Below are 24,403 nucleotides of genomic sequence, written 5' to 3' on the forward strand. Positions count from 1 at the left end.
CCGGGCGCGAGTGCGCGGCTAGCCGCGCTATTCTCTATCCGCAGATGTTTGCAGTCACGCGCATAGGCTATCTTTGCAGCTGAGAGGCCGATTCGACGGCCCTCCCTCCTCGGGGCTCGCGCGGGCGGCGGGCGTCATTGTCGGAGGAGACCGGCGCCCGCATCGGGGAAGATCATGGAAGGATTGTCCGGGCTGGCGCGTTTAGTCAGCGGGAGGCGGCGACGGGGCCCGCTGGCGGGCAGGGCGAGGGCGGTTCGGGTGCCGGTCGCGCCGGTCGCGCGGTGGGGCACGGTGCTGATTGGCATGGTCTGCACGCTATTGACGGCGCTCGTGCCCGGCGGCGCGGCGTTCGCGCAGATCGACGCCGACAGGAGCACACTCGTGGCGATCTCGCGGCAGATGAACGTGCCGGTCGAAGGGCGCTTCATGAAGTTCGACGCGCAGATCGCCTTCGATCCGGCGAAGCCCGCGGGCGGCACGGCGCGCATCACCGTCGATACCGGCAGCTACGACCTCGGCAGCCCGACGTACAACGATTCGGTGCGCGGTCCCGAGTGGTTCGACGCGAAGGCGTATCCGCAGGCCACTTTTGTGTCCACGTCGATCACCTCGACCGGGCCGAACCAGTACAGCGTGAGCGGCAACCTGACCATCAAGGGCCGCACGCAGCCCGTGACGGCGCCCGTCGTGCTCACGCAGCAGGGCGGCACGCAGACGTTCGACGGCACCTTGCCGATCCACCGTCTGGCGTTCGGCATCGGCACGGGCCAGTGGAAGGACACGTCGACCGTCGCGGACGAAGTGCTGATCAAGTTTCATATCGTCGTCGCGCACCGGTAGGGGGCAACGCACGCGGCGGCGCGTTTCTTTTCCATGACGTTGCCGACTCAGGAGACGCACTTGAACAAGAACGCCTTGCACAACGCAAAGTACGCCGCGAAGTATGTAGCGAAGCACGCCACGAAGCACGCCACTAAGCACGCCTTGCCGAAAGCGGCCGCCGCCGTCGCGCTGGTCCTCACCGCCTCGCTCGCGCACGCCGCCGACGTGTATCAGCTCGATCCGAACCACACCTACCCGAGCTTTGAGTCCGACCACTTCGGCGGCCTCTCGGTGTGGCGCGGCAAGTTCACGAAGACCACGGGCACGGTCACGCTCGACCGCGCGGGCAAGACCGGCACGGTCGACGTGACGATCGACCCGGCTTCGGTGCAGACGGGCAACACGGAACTCGACAAGCATCTGCGCGGCGAGGAGTTCTTCGACGTCGCGAAATATCCCACCGCCACCTACAAGGGCACGCAGATCGTGTTCGACGGCGACACGCCCAAGGAAGTGATCGGCACGCTCACGCTGCACGGCGTGACGAAGCCGCTCAAGCTCGAGATCGAATCGTTCAAGTGCATGCAGCACCCGATGCTCAAGCGCGAAGTGTGCGGCGTGGAAGCCGAAGCCGAGTTCGACCGCGACGCGTTCGGCATGGACATGGGCAAGAAATACGGCTTCAAGATGGAGACGAAGCTGCACATCCAGGCCGAAGGCATCAAGCAGTAAGCGCCGCGCTTTACGCTTCACGGGCGCAAAAAGAAGCGCAAAAAGAAAAAAGCCCCGCGAGATTCGCGGGGCTTTTTTTGTCCGTCTGCGTTCGAGGGAACGCGGCGCAGGTGTGACTTAAACCTGCGCGCCGGCGTTCGGATCGTTCGGATCGAACTTGTCCTTCTTTTCCTTGATGAGGTCCTCGCGCTTCACGCCGAGCCACATCGAAAGCGAAGCGGCCACGAACACCGACGAGTAGATACCGAACAGAATACCCACCGTCAGCGCCAGCGCGAAGTAATGCAGCGTCGGACCGCCGAAGAAGAACATCGACAGCACCATCATTTCCGTACAGCCGTGGGTGATGATGGTTCGCGACATCGTGCTCGTGATCGCGTGGTTGATGACCTGCACCACGCTCATCTTGCGTTCGCGGCGGAAGGTCTCGCGAATCCGGTCGAAGATAACGACCGATTCGTTAACCGAATAACCGAGCACCGCCAGCACCGCCGCGAGCACCGAGAGCGAGAACTCCCACTGGAAGAACGCGAAGAAGCCGAGAATGATCACCACGTCGTGCAGGTTGGCGATCACGCCGGCCACGGCGTATTTCCACTCGAAGCGGAACGACAGATAGATGATGATGCCGACGACCACGCACGCGAGCGCGAGCAGGCCGTCGGTGGCGAGTTCCTTGCCCACCTGCGGACCGACGAACTCCACGCGCTGCAGCAGCACTTGCGGATTGTCGGCCTTGAGGGTGTTCATTACCTGGTCGCTTTGCTGCGCCGAGGAGAGGCCCTGCTTGATCGGCAGGCGGATCAGCACGTCGCGCGAGGTGCCGAAGTTCTGCACCTGGGCGTCGCCGTAACCGATCTTGCCGAGCGAGTCACGCACCGGTTCGAGCGGCACCGCCTGCGGGTACTGCACTTCGATGACCGTGCCGCCCGTGAATTCGATCGACAGATGCAGGCCGCGGTGGAACAGGAAGAACACCGCCGCGATGAACGTAATGAAGGAGATCGCGTTGAAGATCAACGCGTGCTTCATGAACGGGATGTCTTTGCGGATGCGGAAAAATTCCATTTTCTAGTCTCCGTATCAGCGGGACGAGCCGGTGTTGTCCGGGCCGCTCGCATTGCGGCGGCGCACGGTGGGCTTGCCGCGTGCGGCGCCCTTCGCGCCGGCCTTGGCCGATTCGCGCTTGGCTGCGCTGGCGGTGTTGCTGGCGAGCGCACGGCCCGTGTCGGTGTCGGTGTCCGCGTCGGAGAGTGCGGGCGCGCCCGCCGCTTCCGGTTCCGGACGCCACACCTGACCGACGGCCAGCGACTTGAGCTTCTTCTTGCCGCCGTACCAGAGATTCACGAGACCGCGCGAGAAGAACACGGCCGAGAACATCGAGGTCAGGATGCCGATACAGTGCACGATCGCGAAGCCGCGCACCGGGCCCGAGCCGAACGCGAGCAGCGCGAGACCGGCGATCAGCGTGGTGACGTTCGAGTCGAGAATCGTCGCCCAGGCGTGCGCGTAGCCGTTCTGGATGGCCAGTTGCGGCGGCGCGCCGTTGCGCAGTTCTTCACGCACGCGCTCGTTGATCAGCACGTTCGCGTCGATCGCCATACCGAGCGCGAGCGCGATAGCGGCAATGCCCGGCAGCGTGAGCGTGGCCTGCATCATCGAGAGCACGGCCACCAGCAGCAGCAGGTTCACCGACAGGCCGATCATGGAGATCATGCCGAACAGCATGTAGTACGCGATCATGAACACGGCGATCGCGGCGAAGCCGTAGACCACCGAGTCGAAGCCCTTGCGGATGTTGTCCGCGCCAAGGCTCGGACCGACCGTGCGTTCTTCGATGATGTCCATCGGCGCCGCGAGCGAACCGGCGCGCAGCAGCAGCGCGAGGTCGGCGGCGGCTTGCGGCGTGGGCTGGCCCGTGATCTGGAAGCGGTCGCCCAGTTCCGACTGGATCGTGGCCACCGTCAGCACTTCGCCCTTGCCCTTTTCGAACAGCACCATCGCCATCGGCTTGCCGATGTTGTCGCGCGAGACGCTGCGCACCGCGCGGCCGCCCGCCGAGTCGAGACGGATGTTGACCGACGGACGCTGATGCTCGTCGAAGCCCGCCGACGCGTCGATGATGCGGTCGCCCGTGAAGATCACGGCCTTGCGCAGCAGCACCGGCGCGGCGTTGCCTTGCGTGAACAGCTCGTCGCCCGGCGGCACGGGGTCGCCCGGATTCGGATGCAGACCGTTCGGGTCGGCGAGGCGCGCTTCGAGCGTCGCCGTGCGGCCGATGATGTCCTTCGCCTTCGCGGTGTCCTGCACGCCCGGCAGTTCGACCACGATGCGGTCGTCGCCTTGCTGCTGGATCACGGGCTCGGACACGCCCAGTTCGTTCACGCGGTTATGCAGCGTCTGGATGTTCTGCTTGAGCGCGGCGTCCTGCACGGCCTTCTTGACCGCCGGCGTGAAGGTGCCGACGAGCTGCACGCCGCCTTCCGGCGCGTTCTGCGTGGCCCACACGAGTTCGCTGATGCCGCCGGTGCCCGACAGCAGCTTGCTCGCCTGGTCGGCGACGGCCGGATCGGCGAAATTGATCACGACGCTCTGGCCGACGCGGTTCACGCCGCCGTCGCGGATATTCTTGTCGCGCAGAAGCGTGCGGGCGTCCGAAGCGTCGGAGTCGAGCTTCTTGTTGAGCGCGCCGTTCATGTCGACCTGGAGCAGGAAGTGCACGCCGCCGCGCAGGTCCAGACCGAGGTACATCGGCAGCGCGTGCAGCGCCGTCAGCCAGCGCGGCGAGGCGCTCTGCAGGTTCAGCGCGACGATGTACTGCGGATCGCTCGGGTCGGCGTTCAGCGCCTTGTTCAGCGCGTCCTTGAGGCGCAGCTGGGTGTCGGTGTCGGCCACGCGCACGCGAATGTTCGCGTTCATCGACGAGTTGTCGAAGGTGACGTCGTCGGCCTTGATGTTGGCCGCCGCCACTGCGGCTTCGACCTGCGCGAGCGTGCCGGAGTCGAGCTTCACGGTGGCTTTACCGCTCGACACCTGGACCGCGGGCGCTTCGCCGAAGAAATTGGGCAATGTGTACACGAGGCCGATGACTAGCGCCACCAGCATCACGACATATTTCCAGAGGGGATAACGGTTCATTGGTTGGCCCAACGGGGGAGGGGGATGGCCATCTCGATGCGAGCGCGTCCGGCAAGGCCCGCTTGCCGCCCCGCGCGAGGCGCTTCAGCGCGCCTCAGGGTGATGCAGGGGGCCGGGCCGGACGCACCAGACCGCGGACTCAGCCACGGCCTGAAGTGATCGACGGGGTGATCGATCGTCTGGCGCTTACAGCGACTTGATCGTGCCCTTCGGCAGGATGGTCGTAACCGACGACTTTTGCACGGTGACTTCCGTGCCGTCGGAGATTTCGACGCCCACATAGGCTTCGCTGACTTTGGTGACCTTGCCGACGATACCGCCGCTGATGATGACTTCGTCGCCCTTGGCCATGGCGGCGAGCATGTTGCGGTGTTCCTTCTGGCGCTTCATCTGCGGACGGATCATGATGAAGTACAGCACGGCGAACATCAGAATCAGCGGCAGGAAGCTCATCAGGCTGGATTCTGCGCCGCCGGCTGCGGAGCCTTGGGCGAAGGCATTGGAAATGAACGACACGTTGGTCTCTCCGTTTATACGATCACTACGATCAAAGGTACGATCAAAAAGCGAGCCGATTATTCTACCACCGGCTTAATACGCGACGACGACGCCAAATGGGCTTTCCGATCAAGCTGTTAACACCTGGTTGCCCCGCTGCGCGAAGCATGGGTTGCGCGGGTGCGACCGGTGCAGGGCGGCCCGAACGGCGATTTGCCCGCCTGGGCGGCGCTGTCGCGAAAGGTAATTGTAAAGTCTGACGGCACTCGCCGTCGCGCGCGATCGGAAACCTTCGAAAGCGCGCGCCGGCGCTGCGATCGGGACCCGATCGGGGCTCGATCAGAGTCGATCAGACTCAGTCCACCCCGCGCGCGCGGTTTTCGGCGAAACGCTGACGGAAGGCCTCGAAGGTCTTCGTCTCGATCGCCGTGCGCATCTCGCTCATCAGTTCCAGGTAGTAATGCAGGTTGTGGATCGTGTTGAGCTGCGCGCCGAGAATCTCGCCCACGCGGTGCAGGTGATGCAGATAACCGCGCGTGAAGTGGCGGCAGGTGTAGCAGCCGCACTGCTCGTCGAGCGGACGCAGCGAGTTCTTGTGCGTGGCGTTGCGGATCTTGATGTCGCCGAAACGCGTGAAGATCCAGCCGTTGCGCGCGTTGCGGGTCGGCATCACGCAGTCGAACATGTCGACGCCCGCGGCCACGCCCGCCACCAGATCTTCCGGCGTGCCCACCCCCATCAGGTAGTGCGGCTTGTCGGCGGGCAGCTTCGGCGCGACGTGCTGGAGCACGCGCATCATGTCTTCCTTCGGCTCGCCCACCGAGAGCCCGCCGATCGCGTAGCCGTGGAACGGCATCTGCGACAGACCGGCGAGCGATTCGTCGCGCAGATCCTCGAACATGCCGCCCTGCACGATGCCGAACAGCGCGTTCGGGTTGCCGAGGCGGTTGAACTCGTCGATCGAGCGCTGCGCCCAGCGCATCGACATGCGCATGGAGTCGGCGGCTTCCTTGTGCGTGGTCGGCACGCCGTTGGTCGCGTAAGGCGTGCATTCGTCGAACTGCATGACGATGTCCGAGTTCAGCACCTTCTGGATCTGCATCGACACTTCGGGCGAGAGGAACAGCTTGTCGCCGTTCACGGGCGAGGCGAAGCGCACGCCGTCTTCGGAAATCTTGCGCAGGTCGCCGAGCGAGAACACCTGGAAGCCGCCCGAATCGGTGAGGATCGGCCGGTTCCAGCCCATGAAGCGGTGCAGGCCGCCGTGCGCTTCGATGGTTTCCAGACCCGGACGCAGCCAGAGGTGGAAGGTGTTGCCGAGGATGATCTGCGCCTTCATTTCCTCCAGCTCGCGCGGCTGGGTCGCCTTGACGGTGCCGTAGGTGCCCACGGGCATGAAGATCGGCGTTTCGACCACGCCGTGATTGAGCGTGACGCGGCCGCGGCGCGCGAGGCCGTCGGTGCCGAGCAGTTCGAATTTCAGGCCGTTTTGCGGGCGTTCGCCCAGATAGGCGCCGTGTTCGGCGCGTGCGTTGCTTTGCTGACCGTCGGTCATGCGTTTGACTCCTGTGCAACCGGAAAACAGTCCGGCGCGGATGGTGATGCGCCGCCGCGCGACGTTTGACGCGCGCGGCGGCGGGGAACGGTGGCGGCTTTAATGCCTGGCTTTATGCCTTGAGCGCGTCTGCGGTGCGCGTGAGCAGCATGGCGTCGCCGTAGCTGAAGAAGCGATAACGCTCGGCGATGGCGTGACGATACGCCGCACGAATCGTTTCGATGCCCGCGAACGCGGACACCAGCATCAGCAGCGTCGATTTCGGCAGGTGGAAGTTCGTCACGAGCCGGTCCACCACGCGGAACGGATAGCCCGGCGTGATGAAGATGTCGGTTTCGGCCTGGGTGGCCGCGAGCGGGCGGCCTTCGCGCTCGGCGTCGCGCGCGGCGGCTTCGAGCGCGCGCATCGAGGTCGTGCCCACGGCGATCACGCGGCCACCGCGCGCGCGCGTGGCGGCGATCTTGTCGACGAGCGATTGCGGCAGTTGATACCACTCGCTGTGCATCGTGTGATCGGCGATGTTTTCCACGCGCACCGGCTGGAACGTGCCCGCGCCGACGTGCAGCGTGAGCGTTGCGCGCTCCACGCCCTGGGCGTCGAGCTTCGCGAACAGCGCGTCGTCGAAGTGCAGGCCCGCCGTGGGCGCGGCCACCGCGCCCGGATTCTGCGCGAACACGGTCTGGTAGCGGGTTTCGTCGCCGGCGTCGGCGTCGTGCGTGATGTACGGCGGCAGCGGCAGACGGCCGAACTGCTCGATCAGCGTGAGGCAGTCGTCGGGGAAGTGCAGCGTGTAGAACGGCTCGACGCGCTCGCCCACCGTCACGTCGAAGGCGTCGGCCAGACGCAGCGTGGTGCCGGGCGCCGGGCTCTTGCTCGCGCGGATCTGCGCGAGCGCCGTGCGCGCGCCGGTCAGGCGCTCGACGAGCACCTCGATCTTGCCGCCGCTGGCCTTCTGGCCGAAGAAACGCGCCTTCAGCACCTTGGTATCGTTGAACACCAGCAGATCGCCGGGCGCGATGCACGCGGGCAGATCCGCGACGGTGCGGTCGGTCAGCCGGGCGGGCTGGACGGAATTGTCCACTTCCAGAAGGCGGCTCGCGCTGCGCTCGGGCAGGGCGATCTGCGCGATCAGTGCTTCGGGAAGATCGAAATCGAAATCGGAAAGCTTGAACATGCGGCCTGATGAAACGGAAATGCGCCAAACGGCACTACGCCGACGGTGCGGCGCGCGGCGGTGAAAAGCGGTTGTTGCGGCGGTCTGTGCCGCGCCCGGAGTGCGCCGGGAACACGTTCGGAACGCACCTGGAACGTACCCGGAACTCGCCCGGGCGGCCCGCTCGCGCCCCAAAAAAGCGCCCGGACTGTCTGCCCGCGCGCCCTGAAACGCTATGATTGCGGGGGTACGCACGACGAGGCGGCCTGCACGGCAGGCAGTCGCGCCGATGCGCCGCGCCTGACCGGAAAGCCGATATTGTACTTGCGAAGCCGCCCATGCCCTCGTCCGTTAGTCGAATGATGTCCGAAGCCGATCCCGCGAGCGTCCCGCACGACGACCCGCGTGCGGACGCGCGCGACGAAACGGCGGACGCGCCCGCGCCGCGCAAGCGCGCGGCCGCGAAGAAAAGCGCCGCGAAACCGGCGGAAGACGACGCGAAAGCGAAGGCGAAGGAAAGCGCGAAAGAAAGCGCAAAAGAGAAGGACAAACCCAAGCTCGCCAAAACCGCCGACAAGCTCGCCAAACTCGGCCTGCGCAGCGACATCGACCTCGTGCTGCATCTGCCCATGCGCTACGAGGACGAAACCACGCTCACGCCCATCGGCGAGCTGCTGCCCGGCGGCGTCTCGCAGACCGAAGGCGTGGTGTTCGACAACGAAGTCGCGTATCGGCCGCGCCGCCAGCTCGTCGTCAAACTGCGCGACCACAACGGCGACGAACTGCATCTGCGCTTCCTGAACTTCTACGGCTCGCAGGTCACGCAGATGGCCGTCGGCAAGCGCCTGCGCGTGCGCGGCGACGTGCGCGGCGGCTTCTTCGGCATGGAGATGGTGCATCCGGCCGTGAAGGTCGTGGAAGGCGACGCGCCGCTGCCGCAGGCGCTCACGCCGGTCTATCCGTCGACGGCGGGCGTGAGCCAGGCGTATCTGCGCAAGGCCATCGACAACGCGCTGTCGCGCGCGCATCTGCCCGAACTGCTGCCGGAATCCGTCGCGCGCGAGTTCATGGCGCCGCTCGATCTGCCCGGCCTGATGGACGCGGTGCGCACGCTGCACCATCCGCCCATCAACGCCGACGAGCACGCGCTGATCGACGGCACGCACCCCGCCTGGACGCGCATCAAGTTCGACGAACTGCTCGCGCAGCAGCTCTCGCTCAAGCGCGCGCACGAGGAGCGCCGCACGCGCGCCGCGCCCGCCATGCCGCGCCACGTCGCGGGCCGCAAGAGCGAGACCACGCTGCTCGCGCGTCTGCGCGAACAACTGCCGTTTACGCTGACGAACGCGCAGGAACGCGTGGTGGGCGAAATCGCGCACGATCTCGAACAGCCGCATCCGATGCAGCGCCTGCTGCAAGGCGACGTGGGCGCGGGCAAGACCGTGGTCGCGGCGCTCGCGGCGGCTCAGGCCATCGACGCCGGTTATCAGGCCGCGCTCATGGCGCCCACTGAAATCCTCGCGGAGCAGCACGCGCGCAAGCTGCGCGGCTGGCTCGAACCGCTCGGCGTGCAGGTGGCGTGGCTCTCGGGCAGCCTCAAGGCGAAGGAAAAGCGCGCCGCGCTCGAAGCCGCCGCGCTCGGCACCGCGCAGCTCGTGATCGGCACGCACGCGATCATTCAGGACGCCGTGGAATTCGCGCGCCTCGGTCTCGTGATCGTCGACGAACAGCATCGCTTCGGCGTGGAGCAGCGCCTTGCCTTGCGCGCGAAGGCGCAGAACGCGAAGTCGCCGGACGACGCGAAACGCGAGTTCCAGCCGCATCAGTTGATGATGACCGCGACGCCGATCCCGCGCACGCTGGCGATGACCTATTACGCCGACCTCGACGTGTCGACCATCGACGAACTGCCGCCTGGCCGCACGCCGATTCTGACCAAGCTCGTCTCCGACGCGCGCCGCGAGGAAGTGATCGCGCGCGTGCGCGCGGCGGCGCTCACGGGGCGTCAGGTGTACTGGGTGTGTCCGCTGATCGAGGAAAGCGAGACGCTGCAGTTGCAGACGGCGGTGGAGACCTACGAAACGCTCGTGGCCGCGCTGCCCGAACTGACCGTCGGGCTCGTGCACGGGCGCCTCGCGTCGGCGGACAAGGCGGCCGTGATGGACGGCTTCTCGCGCAACGAAGTGCAGTTGCTGGTGGCGACGACGGTGATCGAAGTGGGCGTGGACGTGCCCAATGCGTCGCTGATGGTGATCGAGCACGCCGAGCGCTTCGGTCTCGCCCAGCTTCACCAGTTGCGCGGGCGGGTGGGGCGCGGCACGGCGGCGTCGGTCTGCGTGCTGCTTTACACCGGGCCGCTGTCGCCCACGGGCCGCGCGCGTCTGCAAACCATGCGCGAAACCACCGACGGTTTCGAGATCGCGCGCCGCGACCTCGAAATTCGCGGCCCCGGCGAGTTTCTCGGCGCGCGCCAGTCGGGCGCGGCCATGCTGCGCTTCGCCAATCTCGAAACCGACACCTGGCTGATCGACCCGGCCCGCGACGCGGCCGAACGCCTGCTGCACGAGTATCCGCACGTGGTCACGCAGCATCTGAACCGCTGGCTGGGTGCGCGCGAGCAGTATCTGAAGGCGTAAACAGATCATTTCTCATGCTGACGGCACGCGCGCGGAACCTGCGCGCGTTCTCGCCGTCTGACCCTGTTCGTGATCCCGCCCCGCATAGGGGCGTTGATTATTGGCGAATCGCCGCCATAGGTGTATAAGTACAAACTATTGATTCACCCTTTTTGATTGGTCCCTAGAAATGACGCTCACTGAATTGAAATACATCGTCGCGGTTGCTCGCGAGCGCCACTTCGGACGGGCCGCGGAAGCCTGCTTCGTGAGCCAGCCGACGCTGTCGGTGGCGATCAAGAAGCTTGAAGACGAACTCAACGTGCAGATTTTCGAGCGTGGCACGAGCGAGGTGAGCGTCACGCCAATCGGCGAGCAGATCGTCACGCAGGCGCAGCGCGTGCTGGAGCAGACGCTCGCCATCAAGGAAATCGCCAAGCAGGGCAAGGACCCGCTGATTGGGCCGCTGCGCCTCGGCGTGATCTACACCATCGGGCCGTATCTGTTGCCCACGCTCGTCAAGCAGATGATCAAGCGCGTCCCGCAGATGCCGCTGATGCTGCAGGAGAACTACACGCTCAAGCTGATCGAGTTGCTCAAGCAGGGCGAGATCGACGTGGCCATCATGGCGCTGCCGTTCCCGGAAACGGGCCTCACGCTGCGTCCGCTCTACGACGAACCGTTCGTGGTCGCGTTGCCTTCGGGCCATGCGTGGGAAAAGCGCCCGAAGATCGATCCGGACGATCTCAAGCAGGAAACCATGCTGCTGCTCGGCAGCGGTCATTGCTTCCGCGACCACGTGCTCGGCGTGTGTCCGGAACTGATGCGCTTCTCGCAGAACGCGGACGGCATCCAGAAGACCTTCGAGGGCTCGTCGCTGGAAACCATCCGTCATATGGTCGCGAGCGGCGTGGGCATTACGGTGCTGCCGCGTATGTCGGTGACCGAGGTCAAGCCGCATGCGGGCGGCGTCGATTCGGGCCTGCTTTCGTACGTGCCGTTCGACGAACCCGTGCCCGATCGCCGCGTCGTGCTGGCATGGCGCAAGAGCTTCACGCGCATGCCCGCGATCGAAGCGATCGTCGATGCGATTCATGCCTGCGAACTGCCCGGCGTGAAGAAGATCGAAGCGCCGGTCGAGGCGGTCTAACGCTTTCCTTCCGTTGTCGCGCCGCACCCTGACATAGGGCGCGGCGTTTTCCTCCCTCCGCGTAGGCATTCGTCCGCGCTCCCATTCCTCAATTCCGACACGCCTTGCGACCCCAATAAACTCAGTCTATTCGATAGATTAAATAAATCAAATTATCACCATCAATAGCGTTTGATACAGTTTCCTCAACCGATCCCCAACACGATCAACCGGAGGAAGCGATGCAAAACCAGCTCAACACGTCCGCTGTCAACCACGCACCGTCGCGCGTTGCGTCGAGTTTGCGCACCGTCGCGTTTTCGCTGCTCGTCGACCGCGCGCTGTCGGCCTGAATCGGCCTGAATATCCGCCGCATCGAATTCCGCGCCGCATCGAATCCCCGCAATTGGCTGTACGCCTCAATCCCCACGAAACCCAGGAGTCCAGGATGACCGAACGCACTCTCACCTCGGCCGCAGGCGCCCCCGTCGTCGATAACCAGAATTCGCAGACCGCCGGCCCGCGCGGCCCCGTGATGCTCCAGGACGTCTGGCTGCTCGAAAAGCTCGCGCATTTCGACCGCGAAGTAATTCCCGAGCGTCGCGTGCATGCCAAGGGCTCGGGCGCGTTCGGCACGCTCAAGGTCACGCACGACATTTCGCACTTCACGAAGGCGAAGGTGTTCGGCGAAGTCGGCAAGGAAACGCCGCTCTTCATCCGCTTCTCGACGGTTGCAGGCGAGCGCGGCGCCGCCGACGCCGAGCGAGACGTGCGCGGTTTCTCGATCAAGTTCTACACGGAAGAGGGCAACTGGGACATCGTCGGCAATAACACGCCGGTGTTCTTTATCCGCGATCCGCTCAAGTTCCCGGACTTCATCCACACGCAAAAACGCGATCCGCGCACCAACATGCGCAGCAACGTGGCGGCGTGGGACTTCTGGTCGCGTCATCCGGAATCGCTGCATCAGGTGACGATCCTCATGAGCGATCGCGGCATTCCGAAGAACTATCGCCAGCAGCACGGCTTCGGTTCGCACACGTTCTCGTTCATCAACGCGAACAACGAGCGCTTCTACGTGAAGTTCCACTTCAAGTCGGCGCAGGGCGTGGAGAACTACACCGACGCCGAAGCCGCGCAAGTGGTGGCGCAGGACCGCGAATCGGCGCAGCGCGATCTGTTCAACGAGATCGAGAAGGGCAATTTCCCGAAGTGGCATTTCCGCGTGCAGGTGATGCCGGAAGCCGATGCCGCGAAGGTGCCGTACAACCCGTTCGACATCACGAAGGTGTGGCCGCACAAGGATTACCCGCTGATCGACGTGGGCACGATCGAACTGAACCGCAATCCGGAGAACTATTTCGCCGACGTCGAGCAGGCTGCGTTCACGCCCGCGAACGTGGTGCCGGGCATCAGCTTCTCGCCGGATCGTCTGTTGCAGGGCCGCCTGTTCTCGTACGGCGACACGCAGCGTTACCGCCTCGGCGTGAACCATCACCAGATTCCCGTGAACGCGCCGCGCTGCCCGTTCCACTCGTATCACCGTGATGGCGCGATGCGCACCGACGGCAATCTCGGCGGCAACGTGAATTACGAGCCGAACCGTTTCGGCGACTTCGCGCAGCGTCCCGGCGCAGGCGAGCCGCCGCTCGCGGCCGGTGCGGTCGATCACTACGATCATCGCGAGGACGGCGATTACTACAGCCAGCCGGGCGCGCTGTTCCGCCTGTTCGACGCCGGTCAGCGCGAGCGTCTCTTCGCGAACATCGCGCGGCATATCGCTGGCGTGCCGTCGGAGATCGTGCAGGTGCAGCTCGAACATTTCCGCCGTGCCGATCCGGCTTACGCGGAAGGCGTGATCGCCGCGATGGCGGCGCTCGCGGAAGCGAAGTCGAAGTAAAGCGATAAAAGGCAGGTAAATCAGGGAGTAGTGCACGGAGTGGTGCTGAAAGCAGCGGCGGGGCGTATCGACGTCCCGCCGCGCCCATCATCCGCGCCGCAGGAACCGAGGACGAGGCCGCGAGCCTCAAGCAAAGGAGCAGGATCATGACCAGAACGATGACGATGACGCTCAAGACCGTCGGCGCGGGACGCGGCGCCGAGATGGCGCGCACGCGCGCGCAGGGCACGCAGTTCGTGCGCCGCGTGGTGAGCTACGGCATCTTGACGAGCACGCTCGTAGCGATCGCCGCACAGGCTCTGGCGCATTTCGTCGCGCGCTGACGACGCCGGGAACACGCGCTGCTTGTGCCTTGTCCGACCTTGGGGCCGGATGCCCTTGGGTTTTACGCTACACTGACGCCCGATCGAGCGTTTGCGGGGCGCCTGCGGTATCGAGGCGAACGCGACGCCAGCGACCGGAAGTCTCACTGCTATAAATAGGAGTCGTCATGGCCAAGAAATCTGCTGTGCAGCACGTGAATATCGGCATCAGCGACAAGGATCGCAAGAAGATCGCGGACGGTCTTTCGCGCCTGCTCGCGGACACCTACACGCTGTATCTGAAGACGCACAACTTCCACTGGAACGTCACGGGTCCGATGTTCAATACGCTGCACCTGATGTTCGAAGGGCAGTACAACGAACTGGCGCTGGCCGTCGACGCGATCGCCGAGCGCATCCGCGCGCTGGGCGTGCACGCGCCGGGCAGCTACAAGGACTTCGCGAAGCTCTCGTCGATTCCGGAAGCCGACGGAGTGCCGGCCGCCGAAGACATGATCCGCCAGCTCGTGGAAGGCCAGGAAGCCGTGGTGCGCACCGCGCGCGCGATCTTCCCGGCAACGGAAGCCGCCAACGACGAGCCGACCGCCGACCTGCTCACGCAGCGCATGCAGACGCATGAAAAGACCGCGTGGATGCTGCGTTCGCTGCTGGCTTGATACACGGTTGATGTGCATGATTCCCGGTTAAAGCGCCACGCGCCGATGCCGGGACACAAAGCCCGCTGGTTGATCCGGCGGGCTTTTTCATTGACGGTGCGTGTTCGAGGGCGTGCGAGCGCGGCTTCGCGGACGCATCGCGCCCGATTTCCCGCGCGCGCCGATGATGAACTCGCGGCGAAGCGTCGCCGCCGTGGCCTACAATAGCGGCATCGTTTTTTGCGCTCCCATCATGTTCGCCCGACTCCCGCTCTATCTGCGGCTCGTCCGCATGGACAAGCCGATCGGCAGCCTGTTGCTGCTGTGGCCGACGCTCAACGCGCTGTGGATCGCCTCGAACGGCCATCCTTCGCTCTCGCTGCTCGTGATCTTCACGGTGGGCACGGTGCTGATGCGCTCGGCGGGCTGCGCGATCAACGATTACGCCGACCGCGATTTCGACCGTCACGTCAAACGCACCGCCGAACGGCCGATCACCTCGGGCCGCATCCGCGCGTGGGAAGCGGTGGCAATCGCCGCCGGACTCGCGATCGTCTCGTTTCTGCTGATCCTGCCGCTCAACGGGCTCACGAAGCAGCTTTCAGTGGTGGCGCTGTTCGTGGCCGCGTCCTATCCGTTCACCAAGCGCTTTTTCGCGATTCCACAGGCGTATCTGGGCATTGCGTTCGGTTTCGGCATTCCGATGGCCTTCGCCGCGATTCAGGACCACGTGCCTGCGCTCGCATGGATCATGCTGATCGCGAACGTGTTCTGGTCGGTGGCCTACGACACCGAGTACGCGATGGTCGACCGCGACGACGACATCAAGATCGGCATTCGCACCTCGGCGCTCACGTTCGGCCGCTACGACGTGTTCGCAATCATGCTCTGCTATGCGGTCACGCTCGGCATCTACGTGTGGGTGGGCATGACGCTGCAATTCGGCTGGCTTTACTGGCTCGGCTGGGCGGCGGCCGTGGGCTGCGCGATCTATCACTACACGCTTATCCAGCACCGCGAGCGCATGGCGTGCTTCGCCGCGTTCCGTCACAACAACTGGCTCGGCGGCGTGCTGTTCGTGGGCATCGCCGCGCATTACCTCGTGGCCGGTTCGTAAGCGCGACGCACGTTGCGAGTGTAAAAAAAGCGCCTCGAAATTCGAGGCGCTTTTTCTTTGCGCTGCCGGTTGGCGCGGCGAATCACGCATGACGCGCGATGCGCGACGTGGTGAACACGTGGCAAACACCGCGCGACCACATGGCAAACACCGCGACGCACGGCGAGACGCCGCGCGACCGCGACTTCCCACCGCCGCGCCTGCGGCTCGTGCGGCTTACTGCTTGCCGAACTCTTCGCCCATTTCCTTCGCACGCGCGTCGGCGGCCAGTGCGCCGCGCACGATGGCGTCCTTCACGGCCGAGGCGTCGAACGACGCGAGCGCCGCCGCCGTGGTGCCGCCCTTGGACGTGACACGCTCGCGCAGCACCGCGGGCGTTTCATCCGACTGCAGCGCGAGTTGCGCCGCGCCCGCGAACGTGGCGATGGCGAGCGCGCGGCCTTGCTGCTCGTCCATGCCGAGCTGGCGGGCGGCTTCCTCGAGCGCTTCGATGAAATAGAACACGTAGGCCGGACCGCTGCCCGAGATGGCCGTGACGGCGTCGATCTTGCTCTCGTCGTCGAACCAGACGGTCTGGCCGACGGCGCCCAGCACGTTCGAGGCGAGTTCGCGGCCCGCCGCGTCCACGCCGCCGCTCGCGACGAGACCGGTCGCGCCCATGCCGATCAGCGCGGGCGTGTTGGGCATCGTGCGCACGATGCGCGTGTGGCCCTTGAGCCAGCGCGACAGATCTTCGATGCGGATGCCCGCGAGAATGCTGATGACGACCTGATGCGCGCCCAGATGCGGGGCGAGCGATTCGGCGACGACCTTGGCGATCTGCGGCTTCACCGCGAGCAGGATGGCGTCGTAGTCGGCCAGCGCCGCGTCGGCGCCCGCGCCGGTGCGCACGCCGAACTGTTCCTCGCTGCGCTTGCGGGCGTCCTCGTTCGGATCGATCGCATACAGGTTGGCGGCGGGAACGCCCTTGCGGATCAGACCGCCGATGAGTGCGGCGGCCATGTTGCCGCCGCCGATGAAGGCAATTTTCATGGTGTGGAGTGCGTACTTGAATCAGTGAGAATAATCGCGCCCGCCAAAGATCGCGGTGCCGACGCGCACGATCGTGGCGCCTTCGAGCACGGCCGCTTCGAGGTCGGCCGACATGCCCATGGAGAGCGTGTCGAGCGCGAGGCCGTCGGCGCGCAGCGCGTCGAACAGCTCGCGCAGCTGCCGGTGCGGCGCACGTTGCGCCTCGGGCGTTTCAGCCGGCTCGGGAATGGACATCAACCCGCGCAGGCGCAGGTTGGGCAACGCGGCGATGGCGTGTGCGATTTGTACGGCTTCCTCCGGCGCGGTACCGCTCTTGGAAGCTTCGCCGCTCACGTTGACCTGCAGGCACACGTTGAGCGGCGGCATGCCCGCGGGTCGCTGTTCCGACAGGCGCTGGGCGATCTTCAGTCGATCGATCGAATGGACCCAGTCGAAACGCTCGGCCACGGGCCGCGTCTTGTTCGATTGCAGCGGCCCGATGAAATGCCATTCGAGGCTCGCGCGCAGGTCCGCGAGCGCCTCGATCTTGTCCACCGCTTCCTGCACGTAGTTCTCGCCGAACGCACGCTGACCGGCGGCGTGCGCGGCGCGCACGTCGTCGGCGGGGAAGGTTTTCGACACCGCGAGCAGCGCAACGGATTCCGGCGCGCGCCCCGCACTGCGGGCGGCGGCGGCGATGCGCTCATGGACGGCTTCGAGGTTGTGGACGAGATCGGTCATCGGATTGGAGGCCGGCCGCGCAGCGCTGCCCGCGGCCGTTACGGCGCACATGAAACGAACGAAGGCAATTATACGGACTGCGCCGGGCCGCGAAACCTCCGCCGAAAGACGTAGGGCTTTTTCGGCGTCATGCGGGGGGCAATTTCTGACGGTGCGCATCGGCGTCGCGAGCCCTGACGGATTGGCTCCTACGCCATCCGGCCGACTGTTGGCGCGATCGGCGAATCGCTACGCTGGGACGTGTTTTTTCGACGTCCGGCGCCTTGCCGGCTTCAATTCGCCGCCAGCATATGTTCGATCAACTCAATCCAGTGCGTGACCGGAATCGCCGTGCCGCTTTGCAGGTGTGCGATACAGCCAATGTTGGCCGAGACGATCAGTTGCGGCTCCAGCGCCTTGAGCCGATCCACCTTCTGATTGCGCAGTGTGTACGAGAGGCGCGGCTGCGTGATCGAATAGGTGCCCGCGGAGCCGCAGCACAGGTGATTGTCCACGGGCAGACGCACGTCGAGCCCGAGCGCGCGCAGCACGTGCTCCACGCCGCCGCGCAACTGCTGGCCGTGTTGCAGCGCGCAGGGCGGGTGGTACGCCACGGTATGAATGCCGCGCCGCCGCGTGGCCGCGAGCAACTGGTCCTCGAATGGCGGCAGGATCTCGGCCAGGTCGCGCGTGAGTTCCGCAACCCGCCGCGCCTTCTCCGCGTAGACGGGGTCGTGGCGCATCAGGTGCGCGTATTCCTTGACCGTCGCGCCGCAGCCGGAGGCGTTCATCACGATCGCCTCCACGCCTTGCTCGATATGCGGCCACCAGGCGTCGATGTTCGCGCGCACGTCGTTCAGGGCGTCGTCGGCGTAACCCATGTGCAGACGGATCGCGCCGCAGCAGCCCGCCTGCGGGGCCACCACGGTTTCGATGCCCAGCGCGTCGAGCACGCGCGCCGTGGCCACGTTGATGTTGGGCATCATCGAAGGCTGCACGCAACCGGCGAGCATCAGCATCTTGCGGGCGTGTTTCGCGGTCGGCCAGGCGAGCGGGCGCTGGCGCACCGGCACCTTGTCGCGCAGCCGTCGCGGCAGCAGGGCGCGCACTTGCTGGGCGAAGCGCATGGCCGGCGAAAACAGCATGCGGCGCGGCAGGAAGCCCGCCAGAAAACGCCGGGTCAGACGCTGGCGCAGCGGGCGCGGCACGCGCTCTTCGGCGAGCTTGCGGCCGATTTCCACGAGCCGGCCGTACTGCACGCCCGAGGGGCAGGTCGTCTCGCAACTGCGGCAGGTGAGGCAGCGGTCGAGGTGCGTGAGCGTGCTTTTCGAGACCGTCGCGCCTTCCACCATCTGTTTCATCAGATAGATGCGCCCGCGCGGGCCGTCGAGTTCGTCGCCGAGCAACTGGTACGTCGGGCAGGTCGCGGTGCAGAAGCCGCAATGCACGCACTTGCGCAGGATCGCGTCGGCTTCGTCGCCGTCGGGGGTGTTGCGAATGAAGTCCGCGAGGTTCGTCTGCATCGCCGCGTGATGGTCAGGTCAGAAGTCGGAATACAGGCGGCCGCGATTGAAGATGCGGGCCGGGTCGAACGCGGCTTTCAGGCCGCGATGGATCTTCATCAGTGGCGCGGGCAGGGGCGTGAACACGCCCGCGCTGCGGTCGTACTCGTGCCCGGTGCGGAACATCGTGGCGTGGCCGCCCGCCTGCTTGGCGGTGATGCGGACCGTCTGCGCGTCGGTTTCGGTAATCCACCAGCGCTGCGCGCCGCCCCATTCCATCAACTGCGCGCCGGGCAATTGCAGCGGCTCGGCGATCGAGGGCAGTGCGAGACGCCAGAGCGCGGCATTGGGCGCGATGGAGGCGAAAAACGGGTCGGTTTGCTCGCGCAGGCCCGCCCAGAAGCGTTCGGCTTCCACGGCGTCCACCACCTCGCCGCCGAGCGCGGTGCGCGCGGACTTCACGGCGGCTTCGGCGCCCGCCAGACGCACGGCCAGCGTGCCGTTGCGCCAGGCGCTGGCCGTCATCGGCAGCGGGCGGCCGCCCCATTCGTTGAGCTTGCGCACGGCGTCGGTGCCGTTCATGTCGAAGCGCAGCGTGGTTTCGGCCTGCGGCACCGGCAGTACCTTGACCGAGAGTTCGAGCATGAGGCCGAGCGTGCCGAGCGACCCCGCCATGAGCCGCGCCACGTCGTAGCCCGCCACGTTCTTTACGACCTGGCCGCCGAAGTGCAGCACCTCGCCGTGGCCGTTCATGACCTCGGCGCCCAGCACGAAGTCGCGCGCCGCGCCTGCCGCAGCACGCCGGGGCCCGGCGAGGCCCGCGGCAACGCAGCCGCCGAGCGTGGCCTGGGTGCCGAAGTGGGGCGGCTCGAACGCCAGCATCTGGCCGCGCGCCGCCAGTGTCTGTTCGATCTCCAGCAGCGGCGTGCCCGCGCGCGCCGTGACCACCAGTTCGGCGGGATCGTAGGCGACGATCCCGCGGTGCGCGCGCGTGTCGAGCACCTCGCCTTCGAGCGCCTGGCCATACCAGTCTTTCGTGCCGCCGCCGCGAATACGCAGCGGCTGGCCGTCGGCGGTCGCCGCGCGAATGCGCTCGGACCAGCTCGCGACGATGTCCTCTTCTTCCATGTCGTCCATGGCGCGTTTGTCGTTGTGGTGCGTTCGATTGTACTGACGCGCCCCGTGCTGACAACCCGGGGCAGGCCCGCATGGCGCGCGTTCGCAAGGGTGGTTGACCGAGGGCGCGACCCGGCGCGCATGACACCCCGCAAAGCGCATGCGCTGCGCATGCCGAGCGGGCCGATTCGGCGTGCGCAGCCGCGTGCCTCCTCGCATCGTCCCGTGTGGCTGCTGCCGCGCAGGCTCGATGAAGCCGCCGCAGCGCGGCGCGCGCCCGCGTCGGCGCGCGGCTCAGAAACGCGGCAGATCGGGATGCGGCAGCAGATTGCCGCGCACGTGCATGCGGCCGTATTCGGCGCAGCGCGCGCGCGTGGGGATGCCTTTATCGGGATTGAGCAGGCCCGCCGGGTCGAACGCGTGCTTTACGGCATGGAACGCATCACGTTCCTGGGGCGAGAACTGCACACACATCGAATTGATCTTTTCGATCCCCACGCCGTGCTCGCCCGTGACCGTGCCGCCCAGTTCGACGCAGGTTTCGAGGATATCGGCGCCGAAGGCCTCGGCGCGGTGCCATTCGTCGAGATCGTTGCCGTTGAAGAGAATCAGCGGGTGCATGTTGCCGTCGCCCGCGTGGAACACGTTGATGCAGCGCAGCCGGTACTGCGCCTCCATTTCGTGGATGCGCGCGAGCAGCGGCCCAATCGCGCGGCGCGGCACCGTGCCGTCCATGCAGTAATAGTCGGGCGAGATGCGCCCGGCGGCGGGGAAGGCGTTCTTGCGGCCCGACCAGAAGCGCAGGCGTTCTTCCTCGGTGCGCGAGATCTGGATACGCGTCGCGCCATGTTCGCGCAACACGACGGTCGTGCGCGCGATTTCGTCGGCGACTTCCTCGGGCGTGCCGTCGGCCTCGCACAGCAGGATCGCGGCTGCGTCGAGGTCGTAGCCCGCTTTCACGAATTCCTCCACGGCGCGCGTGGCGGGTTTGTCCATCATTTCGAGACCGGCGGGAATGATGCCGGACGCGATGATGCCGGCCACGGCGTCGCCGCCTTTCACCACGTCGTCGAAGCTCGCCATGATGACCTGCGCGGTCTGCGGACGCGGGATCAGCTTGACCGTCACTTCGGTCACGATGGCGAACATGCCTTCGCTGCCGATCATGACTGCGAGCAGATCGAGCCCCGGCGCGTCGAGCGCGAGCGAGCCGAACTCCACGATCTCGCCGTCCATCGTGACCGCGCGCACGCGCAGCACGTTATGCACGGTGAGGCCGTACTTGAGGCAGTGCACGCCGCCCGAGTTTTCGGAAACATTGCCGCCGATCGTGCAGGCGATCTGCGACGACGGATCGGGCGCGTAATAGAGACCGTAAGGCGCGGCCGCCTCGGAAACGGCCAGATTGCGCACGCCCGGCTGTACGGTGGCCGTGCGTGCGTAAGGATCGACTTCGAGAATGCGCTTGAAGCGCGCGAGCGAAAGCACAATGCCGTGGCGGATCGGCATGGCGCCGCCGGACAGGCCCGTGCCCGCGCCGCGCGGCACGATCGGCACGTCGAGGCGTCGGCAGATCTGCACGATGCGCTGGACCTGCGACTCGGTTTCCGGCAATGCCACCGCGAGCGGCAGGCGCCGGTAGGCCGCGAGGCCGTCGCACTCGTAGGCCACGGTGTCTTCTTCCCGGTGCAGCAGGCAATGCGCGGGCAGCACCGCCATCAGTGCCTGAACCACCTCGCGCTGCCGCTGCGCGAGGGCTTCGGGCGAGAGTTCGGGCATCTTCGCCTCGGGTGCGTTCATGTCTCCTCCTGCTCGTGGGGTTCGCCGCGTGCGGCGGCGGTAGCTGCCGATGCTACTGCGCTGGCCGCAGCCGTGTCAGTCGTCTCTGTCGTGTCAGCCGCTGCAGACTTGGCGGGCGCGCGTCTCGCGGCGCGCCTCGCATTGCGACGCTTGCAACGCGTGCACCAACCAGCCAGCTTACGCCGCCCAGCTGAAAATCTTGCCGGGATTCATCAGATTATGCGGATCGAGCGCATGCTTGATGGCGCGCATGGTGTCGACGGTATCGGCGCCGTGCTCTTCCACGAGGAAGTCCATCTTGTGCAGCCCCACGCCGTGCTCGCCCGTGCAGGTGCCGTCCATGCGGATCGCGCGCTGCACGATGCGATGGTTCAGGCGTTCGGCCTCGTCGATTTCGTCGGGCTTGTCGGGGTCGATCAGGATCGCCACGTGGAAGTTGCCGTCGCCCACGTGGCCCACGATCGGGCAGGGCAGCGCCGAGGCCTTCAGGTCGGCTTCGGTTTCCGCCACGCATTCGGCGAGGCGCGAGATTGGCACGCAGACGTCGGTGGTCACGGCGCGGCAGCCGGGTTTGAGTTGCAGCATCGCGAAGTAGGCGCTGTGACGCGCGTTCCACAAGCGGCTGCGGTCTTCGGGGCGCGTGGCCCATTCGAACCCTTCGCCGCCGTTTTGCGCCGCCAGTTCCTGCACGGTTTGCGCCTGTTCGGCCACGCCCGCTTCGGTGCCGTGAAACTCGAAGAACAACGTGTGCTTCTCGCGCAGGCCGAGGTTCGAATGCTTGTTGATTGCGCGCACCGCGAGCGCGTCGATGAATTCCACGCGTGCGATCGGCACGCCCATCTGAATCGTTTCGATCACGGCGCGCACGGCTTCGGCCATCGAGGGAAACGCGCATACCGCCGCCGACACCGCTTCCGGCTGCGGATACAGGCGCACGGTGATTTCGGTGATCACGCCCAGCGTGCCTTCGGAGCCCACGAACAGGCGCGTGAGGTCGTAGCCCGCCGACGACTTGCGCGCGCGCGTGCCGGTCTTGATCACTCGGCCGTCCGCGAGGACGGCGGTCAGGCCCAGTACGTTCTCGCGCATCGTGCCGTAGCGCACGGCGTTGGTGCCCGAGGCCCGCGTCGCCGACATGCCGCCGATGCTCGCATCCGCGCCCGGGTCGATCGGGAAGAACAGGCCGGTGTCGCGCAGCGCTTCATTGAGCTGCTTGCGCGAGATGCCGGGCTCGACGGTGACGGTGAGGTCTTCGGCGTTGATCGAGAGCACGCGGTTCATTTGCGAGAGGTCGATCGATACGCCGCCTTGCACGGCCAGCAGATGGCCTTCGAGCGAGGAGCCGTTGCCGTACGGAATGATCGGCACCTGGTGGCGCGCGCACAGCTTGACGATGGTTTGCACGTCTTCGGTGCTCTGCGCGAACACCACGGCGTCGGGCAGTTGCGGGTCGAAACGCGACTCGTCGCGGCCATGATGGGCGCGCACGGCTTCGGCGGTCGAGACGCGCTCGCCGAAAGCGCTGCGCAAGGCGTCGAGGAGTTCGGCGGGGAACGGGCGGCGTGCGAGAGCCGGCGGCGCGGGATGATTCACGCGGGTGTCTCCTTCGTTGGCGTGGCCGATCGCGCAGACCGGCCTCTATGCGTGTGGGTCGTGCTAACTGGTGCGTTTCATTTTACGCTGAACGTTCGCGTACGCGTTTGCGCCTCGGTCGGCGCGCGCGGGCGCATGCTGCGCTGCACGACGGGCAGCGGCGGGTCGCACAGCCCTATCTATAATGAGCCGCGCACATGCTGCCGCAATCCGGTCGATGCACGACGGGTTCGCGCATCGACGGCATCTACGGAATCTACGTTTTGGGAGAAACACGATGGGCAATCGCCTGAGCAAGATCGCCACGCGCACCGGCGACGACGGCACGACGGGACTCGGCGACGGCAGCCGCGTCAGCAAGGACGACGCGCGTATTGCGGCGATCGGCGACGTCGACGAACTCAATTCGCAGATTGGCGTGCTGCTGTGCGAGCCGCTGCCCGACGACGTGCGCGCCGCGCTCGTCGCGATCCAGCACGACCTGTTCGATCTGGGCGGCGAACTCTGCATGCCCGGCCACACGATGGTGACCGACACGCATCTGGCTCGCCTCGACGACTGGCTCGCGGCCTGGAACGCCACGCTGCCGCCGCTCAAGGAATTCATTCTGCCAGGCGGCTCGCGTCCCGCCGCGCTCGCGCACGTGTGCCGCACGGCCTGCCGCCGCGCGGAACGGGCAATCGTGGCGCTCGGCGAGTCGGGCGCGGCGATCGAGGCGGCGCCGCGTCGCTACGTGAACCGGCTTTCGGATCTGATGTTCGTGCTTTCACGCGTGCTCAACCGCGCGGCGGGAGGCGACGATGTGTACTGGCGTCACGACCGTGGCGCAGCACGCGGCGCCGAATTCTCGAACGAATAGGCTGAGTCGGCGAGCAATCGCGGACGTCCTGAACAGCGGCACACGATCGTCGCGCGCTGCATCAGTCCACGTTATGGTCGCACCCTTAATTTCGTGGATGCGTCGGATTATCTGTCGCAGGGTGCGACAAAATGCCTGGGTTAGCGCGTCCTCGTTAAAGATGTATTGTACGTACATCTTTAACG

Annotated in this window: 20 protein-coding genes; 9 read left to right on the forward strand and 11 right to left on the reverse strand. The window is 66.1% G+C overall.

Features of this window, described 5'->3' with window-relative positions:
* The first annotated feature begins 303 nt into the window (after nucleotides 1-303).
* Complete coding sequence (locus G5S35_RS02180) at nucleotides 304-840, forward strand: YceI family protein (protein ID WP_065065178.1); 537 nt, start codon at nucleotides 304-306, stop codon at nucleotides 838-840.
* A gap of 144 nt (nucleotides 841-984) precedes the next feature.
* Nucleotides 985-1,554 (forward strand): YceI family protein, encoded by a 570-nt coding sequence (locus G5S35_RS02185; protein ID WP_065065177.1) that lies wholly within the window; start codon nucleotides 985-987, stop codon nucleotides 1,552-1,554.
* A gap of 117 nt (nucleotides 1,555-1,671) precedes the next feature.
* On the opposite strand, the gene secF is transcribed toward G5S35_RS02185, so the two are convergent.
* The 5 genes from secF to queA form a co-directional block, all read right to left on the reverse strand.
* Nucleotides 1,672-2,622, reverse strand: a complete 951-nt coding sequence (gene secF, locus G5S35_RS02190; protein WP_065065099.1) for a protein translocase subunit SecF — start codon at nucleotides 2,620-2,622, stop codon at nucleotides 1,672-1,674.
* Between the two features lie 15 nt (nucleotides 2,623-2,637).
* Nucleotides 2,638-4,692 (reverse strand): protein translocase subunit SecD, encoded by a 2,055-nt coding sequence (gene secD, locus G5S35_RS02195; protein WP_065065098.1) that lies wholly within the window; start codon nucleotides 4,690-4,692, stop codon nucleotides 2,638-2,640.
* 186 nt (nucleotides 4,693-4,878) lie between these two features.
* Nucleotides 4,879-5,208, reverse strand: coding sequence for a preprotein translocase subunit YajC (gene yajC, locus G5S35_RS02200; RefSeq protein WP_065065097.1), 330 nt, complete (start codon nucleotides 5,206-5,208; stop codon nucleotides 4,879-4,881).
* 337 nt (nucleotides 5,209-5,545) lie between these two features.
* Nucleotides 5,546-6,745: a tRNA guanosine(34) transglycosylase Tgt gene (tgt, locus tag G5S35_RS02205; protein ID WP_183038521.1), complete on the reverse strand. Its 1,200-nt coding sequence runs from the start codon at nucleotides 6,743-6,745 to the stop codon at nucleotides 5,546-5,548.
* 112 nt (nucleotides 6,746-6,857) lie between these two features.
* The gene (gene queA / locus G5S35_RS02210) at nucleotides 6,858-7,919 is read right to left on the reverse strand and encodes a tRNA preQ1(34) S-adenosylmethionine ribosyltransferase-isomerase QueA (RefSeq protein WP_183038522.1); all 1,062 of its coding nucleotides are present in this window, start codon (nucleotides 7,917-7,919) and stop codon (nucleotides 6,858-6,860) included.
* A 317-nt stretch (nucleotides 7,920-8,236) separates the two neighbouring features.
* Between queA and recG the strand changes: the two genes are divergently transcribed.
* The 6 genes from recG (at nucleotide 8,237) to ubiA (ending at nucleotide 15,617) form a co-directional block, all read left to right on the forward strand.
* A complete protein-coding gene (recG, locus tag G5S35_RS02215) occupies nucleotides 8,237-10,534 on the forward strand; it encodes an ATP-dependent DNA helicase RecG (RefSeq protein ID WP_074981569.1) in 2,298 nt (765 codons plus the stop codon).
* 169 nt (nucleotides 10,535-10,703) lie between these two features.
* Nucleotides 10,704-11,663 (forward strand): hydrogen peroxide-inducible genes activator, encoded by a 960-nt coding sequence (locus G5S35_RS02220; protein ID WP_065065094.1) that lies wholly within the window; start codon nucleotides 10,704-10,706, stop codon nucleotides 11,661-11,663.
* 427 nt (nucleotides 11,664-12,090) lie between these two features.
* Nucleotides 12,091-13,542: a catalase gene (locus tag G5S35_RS02225; protein WP_183038523.1), complete on the forward strand. Its 1,452-nt coding sequence runs from the start codon at nucleotides 12,091-12,093 to the stop codon at nucleotides 13,540-13,542.
* 146 nt (nucleotides 13,543-13,688) lie between these two features.
* Nucleotides 13,689-13,865 carry a hypothetical protein gene (locus G5S35_RS02230; RefSeq protein ID WP_156773907.1) on the forward strand — a complete coding sequence of 59 codons (177 nt, stop codon included), beginning with the start codon at nucleotides 13,689-13,691 and terminating at the stop codon, nucleotides 13,863-13,865.
* Between the two features lie 167 nt (nucleotides 13,866-14,032).
* Nucleotides 14,033-14,521: a Dps family protein gene (locus tag G5S35_RS02235; RefSeq protein ID WP_065065092.1), complete on the forward strand. Its 489-nt coding sequence runs from the start codon at nucleotides 14,033-14,035 to the stop codon at nucleotides 14,519-14,521.
* Nucleotides 14,522-14,753: 232 nt separating this feature from the next.
* Nucleotides 14,754-15,617, forward strand: a complete 864-nt coding sequence (gene ubiA, locus G5S35_RS02240) for a 4-hydroxybenzoate octaprenyltransferase (RefSeq protein WP_065065175.1) — start codon at nucleotides 14,754-14,756, stop codon at nucleotides 15,615-15,617.
* 216 nt (nucleotides 15,618-15,833) lie between these two features.
* Here the strand turns inward: ubiA and proC are convergent, their stop codons facing one another.
* From proC to G5S35_RS02270, 6 genes are all read right to left on the reverse strand, one after another.
* Complete coding sequence (proC, locus tag G5S35_RS02245; protein ID WP_065065091.1) at nucleotides 15,834-16,649, reverse strand: pyrroline-5-carboxylate reductase; 816 nt, start codon at nucleotides 16,647-16,649, stop codon at nucleotides 15,834-15,836.
* 21 nt (nucleotides 16,650-16,670) lie between these two features.
* Nucleotides 16,671-17,369, reverse strand: a complete 699-nt coding sequence (locus G5S35_RS02250; protein WP_065065174.1) for a YggS family pyridoxal phosphate-dependent enzyme — start codon at nucleotides 17,367-17,369, stop codon at nucleotides 16,671-16,673.
* 272 nt (nucleotides 17,370-17,641) lie between these two features.
* Nucleotides 17,642-18,871, reverse strand: coding sequence for a glycolate oxidase subunit GlcF (gene glcF, locus G5S35_RS02255; RefSeq protein WP_183038524.1), 1,230 nt, complete (start codon nucleotides 18,869-18,871; stop codon nucleotides 17,642-17,644).
* Between the two features lie 18 nt (nucleotides 18,872-18,889).
* Nucleotides 18,890-19,978 carry a glycolate oxidase subunit GlcE gene (gene glcE / locus G5S35_RS02260; RefSeq protein WP_183038795.1) on the reverse strand — a complete coding sequence of 363 codons (1,089 nt, stop codon included), beginning with the start codon at nucleotides 19,976-19,978 and terminating at the stop codon, nucleotides 18,890-18,892.
* A gap of 282 nt (nucleotides 19,979-20,260) precedes the next feature.
* On the reverse strand, nucleotides 20,261-21,766 hold the full coding sequence (locus G5S35_RS02265; RefSeq protein ID WP_065065089.1) for an FAD-linked oxidase C-terminal domain-containing protein: 1,506 nt from the start codon (nucleotides 21,764-21,766) through the stop codon (nucleotides 20,261-20,263).
* 177 nt (nucleotides 21,767-21,943) lie between these two features.
* Complete coding sequence (locus G5S35_RS02270; protein ID WP_183038525.1) at nucleotides 21,944-23,359, reverse strand: FAD-binding oxidoreductase; 1,416 nt, start codon at nucleotides 23,357-23,359, stop codon at nucleotides 21,944-21,946.
* Nucleotides 23,360-23,636: 277 nt separating this feature from the next.
* Here G5S35_RS02270 and G5S35_RS02275 point away from each other — a divergent pair, with 277 nt between their 5' ends.
* Nucleotides 23,637-24,218 carry a cob(I)yrinic acid a,c-diamide adenosyltransferase gene (locus tag G5S35_RS02275; protein ID WP_074981574.1) on the forward strand — a complete coding sequence of 194 codons (582 nt, stop codon included), beginning with the start codon at nucleotides 23,637-23,639 and terminating at the stop codon, nucleotides 24,216-24,218.
* Nucleotides 24,219-24,403: the final 185 nt, after the last annotated feature.

The sequence above is a fragment of the Paraburkholderia tropica genome (genome assembly GCF_014171495.1).
In the GTDB taxonomy this organism is placed as follows: domain Bacteria; phylum Pseudomonadota; class Gammaproteobacteria; order Burkholderiales; family Burkholderiaceae; genus Paraburkholderia; species Paraburkholderia tropica.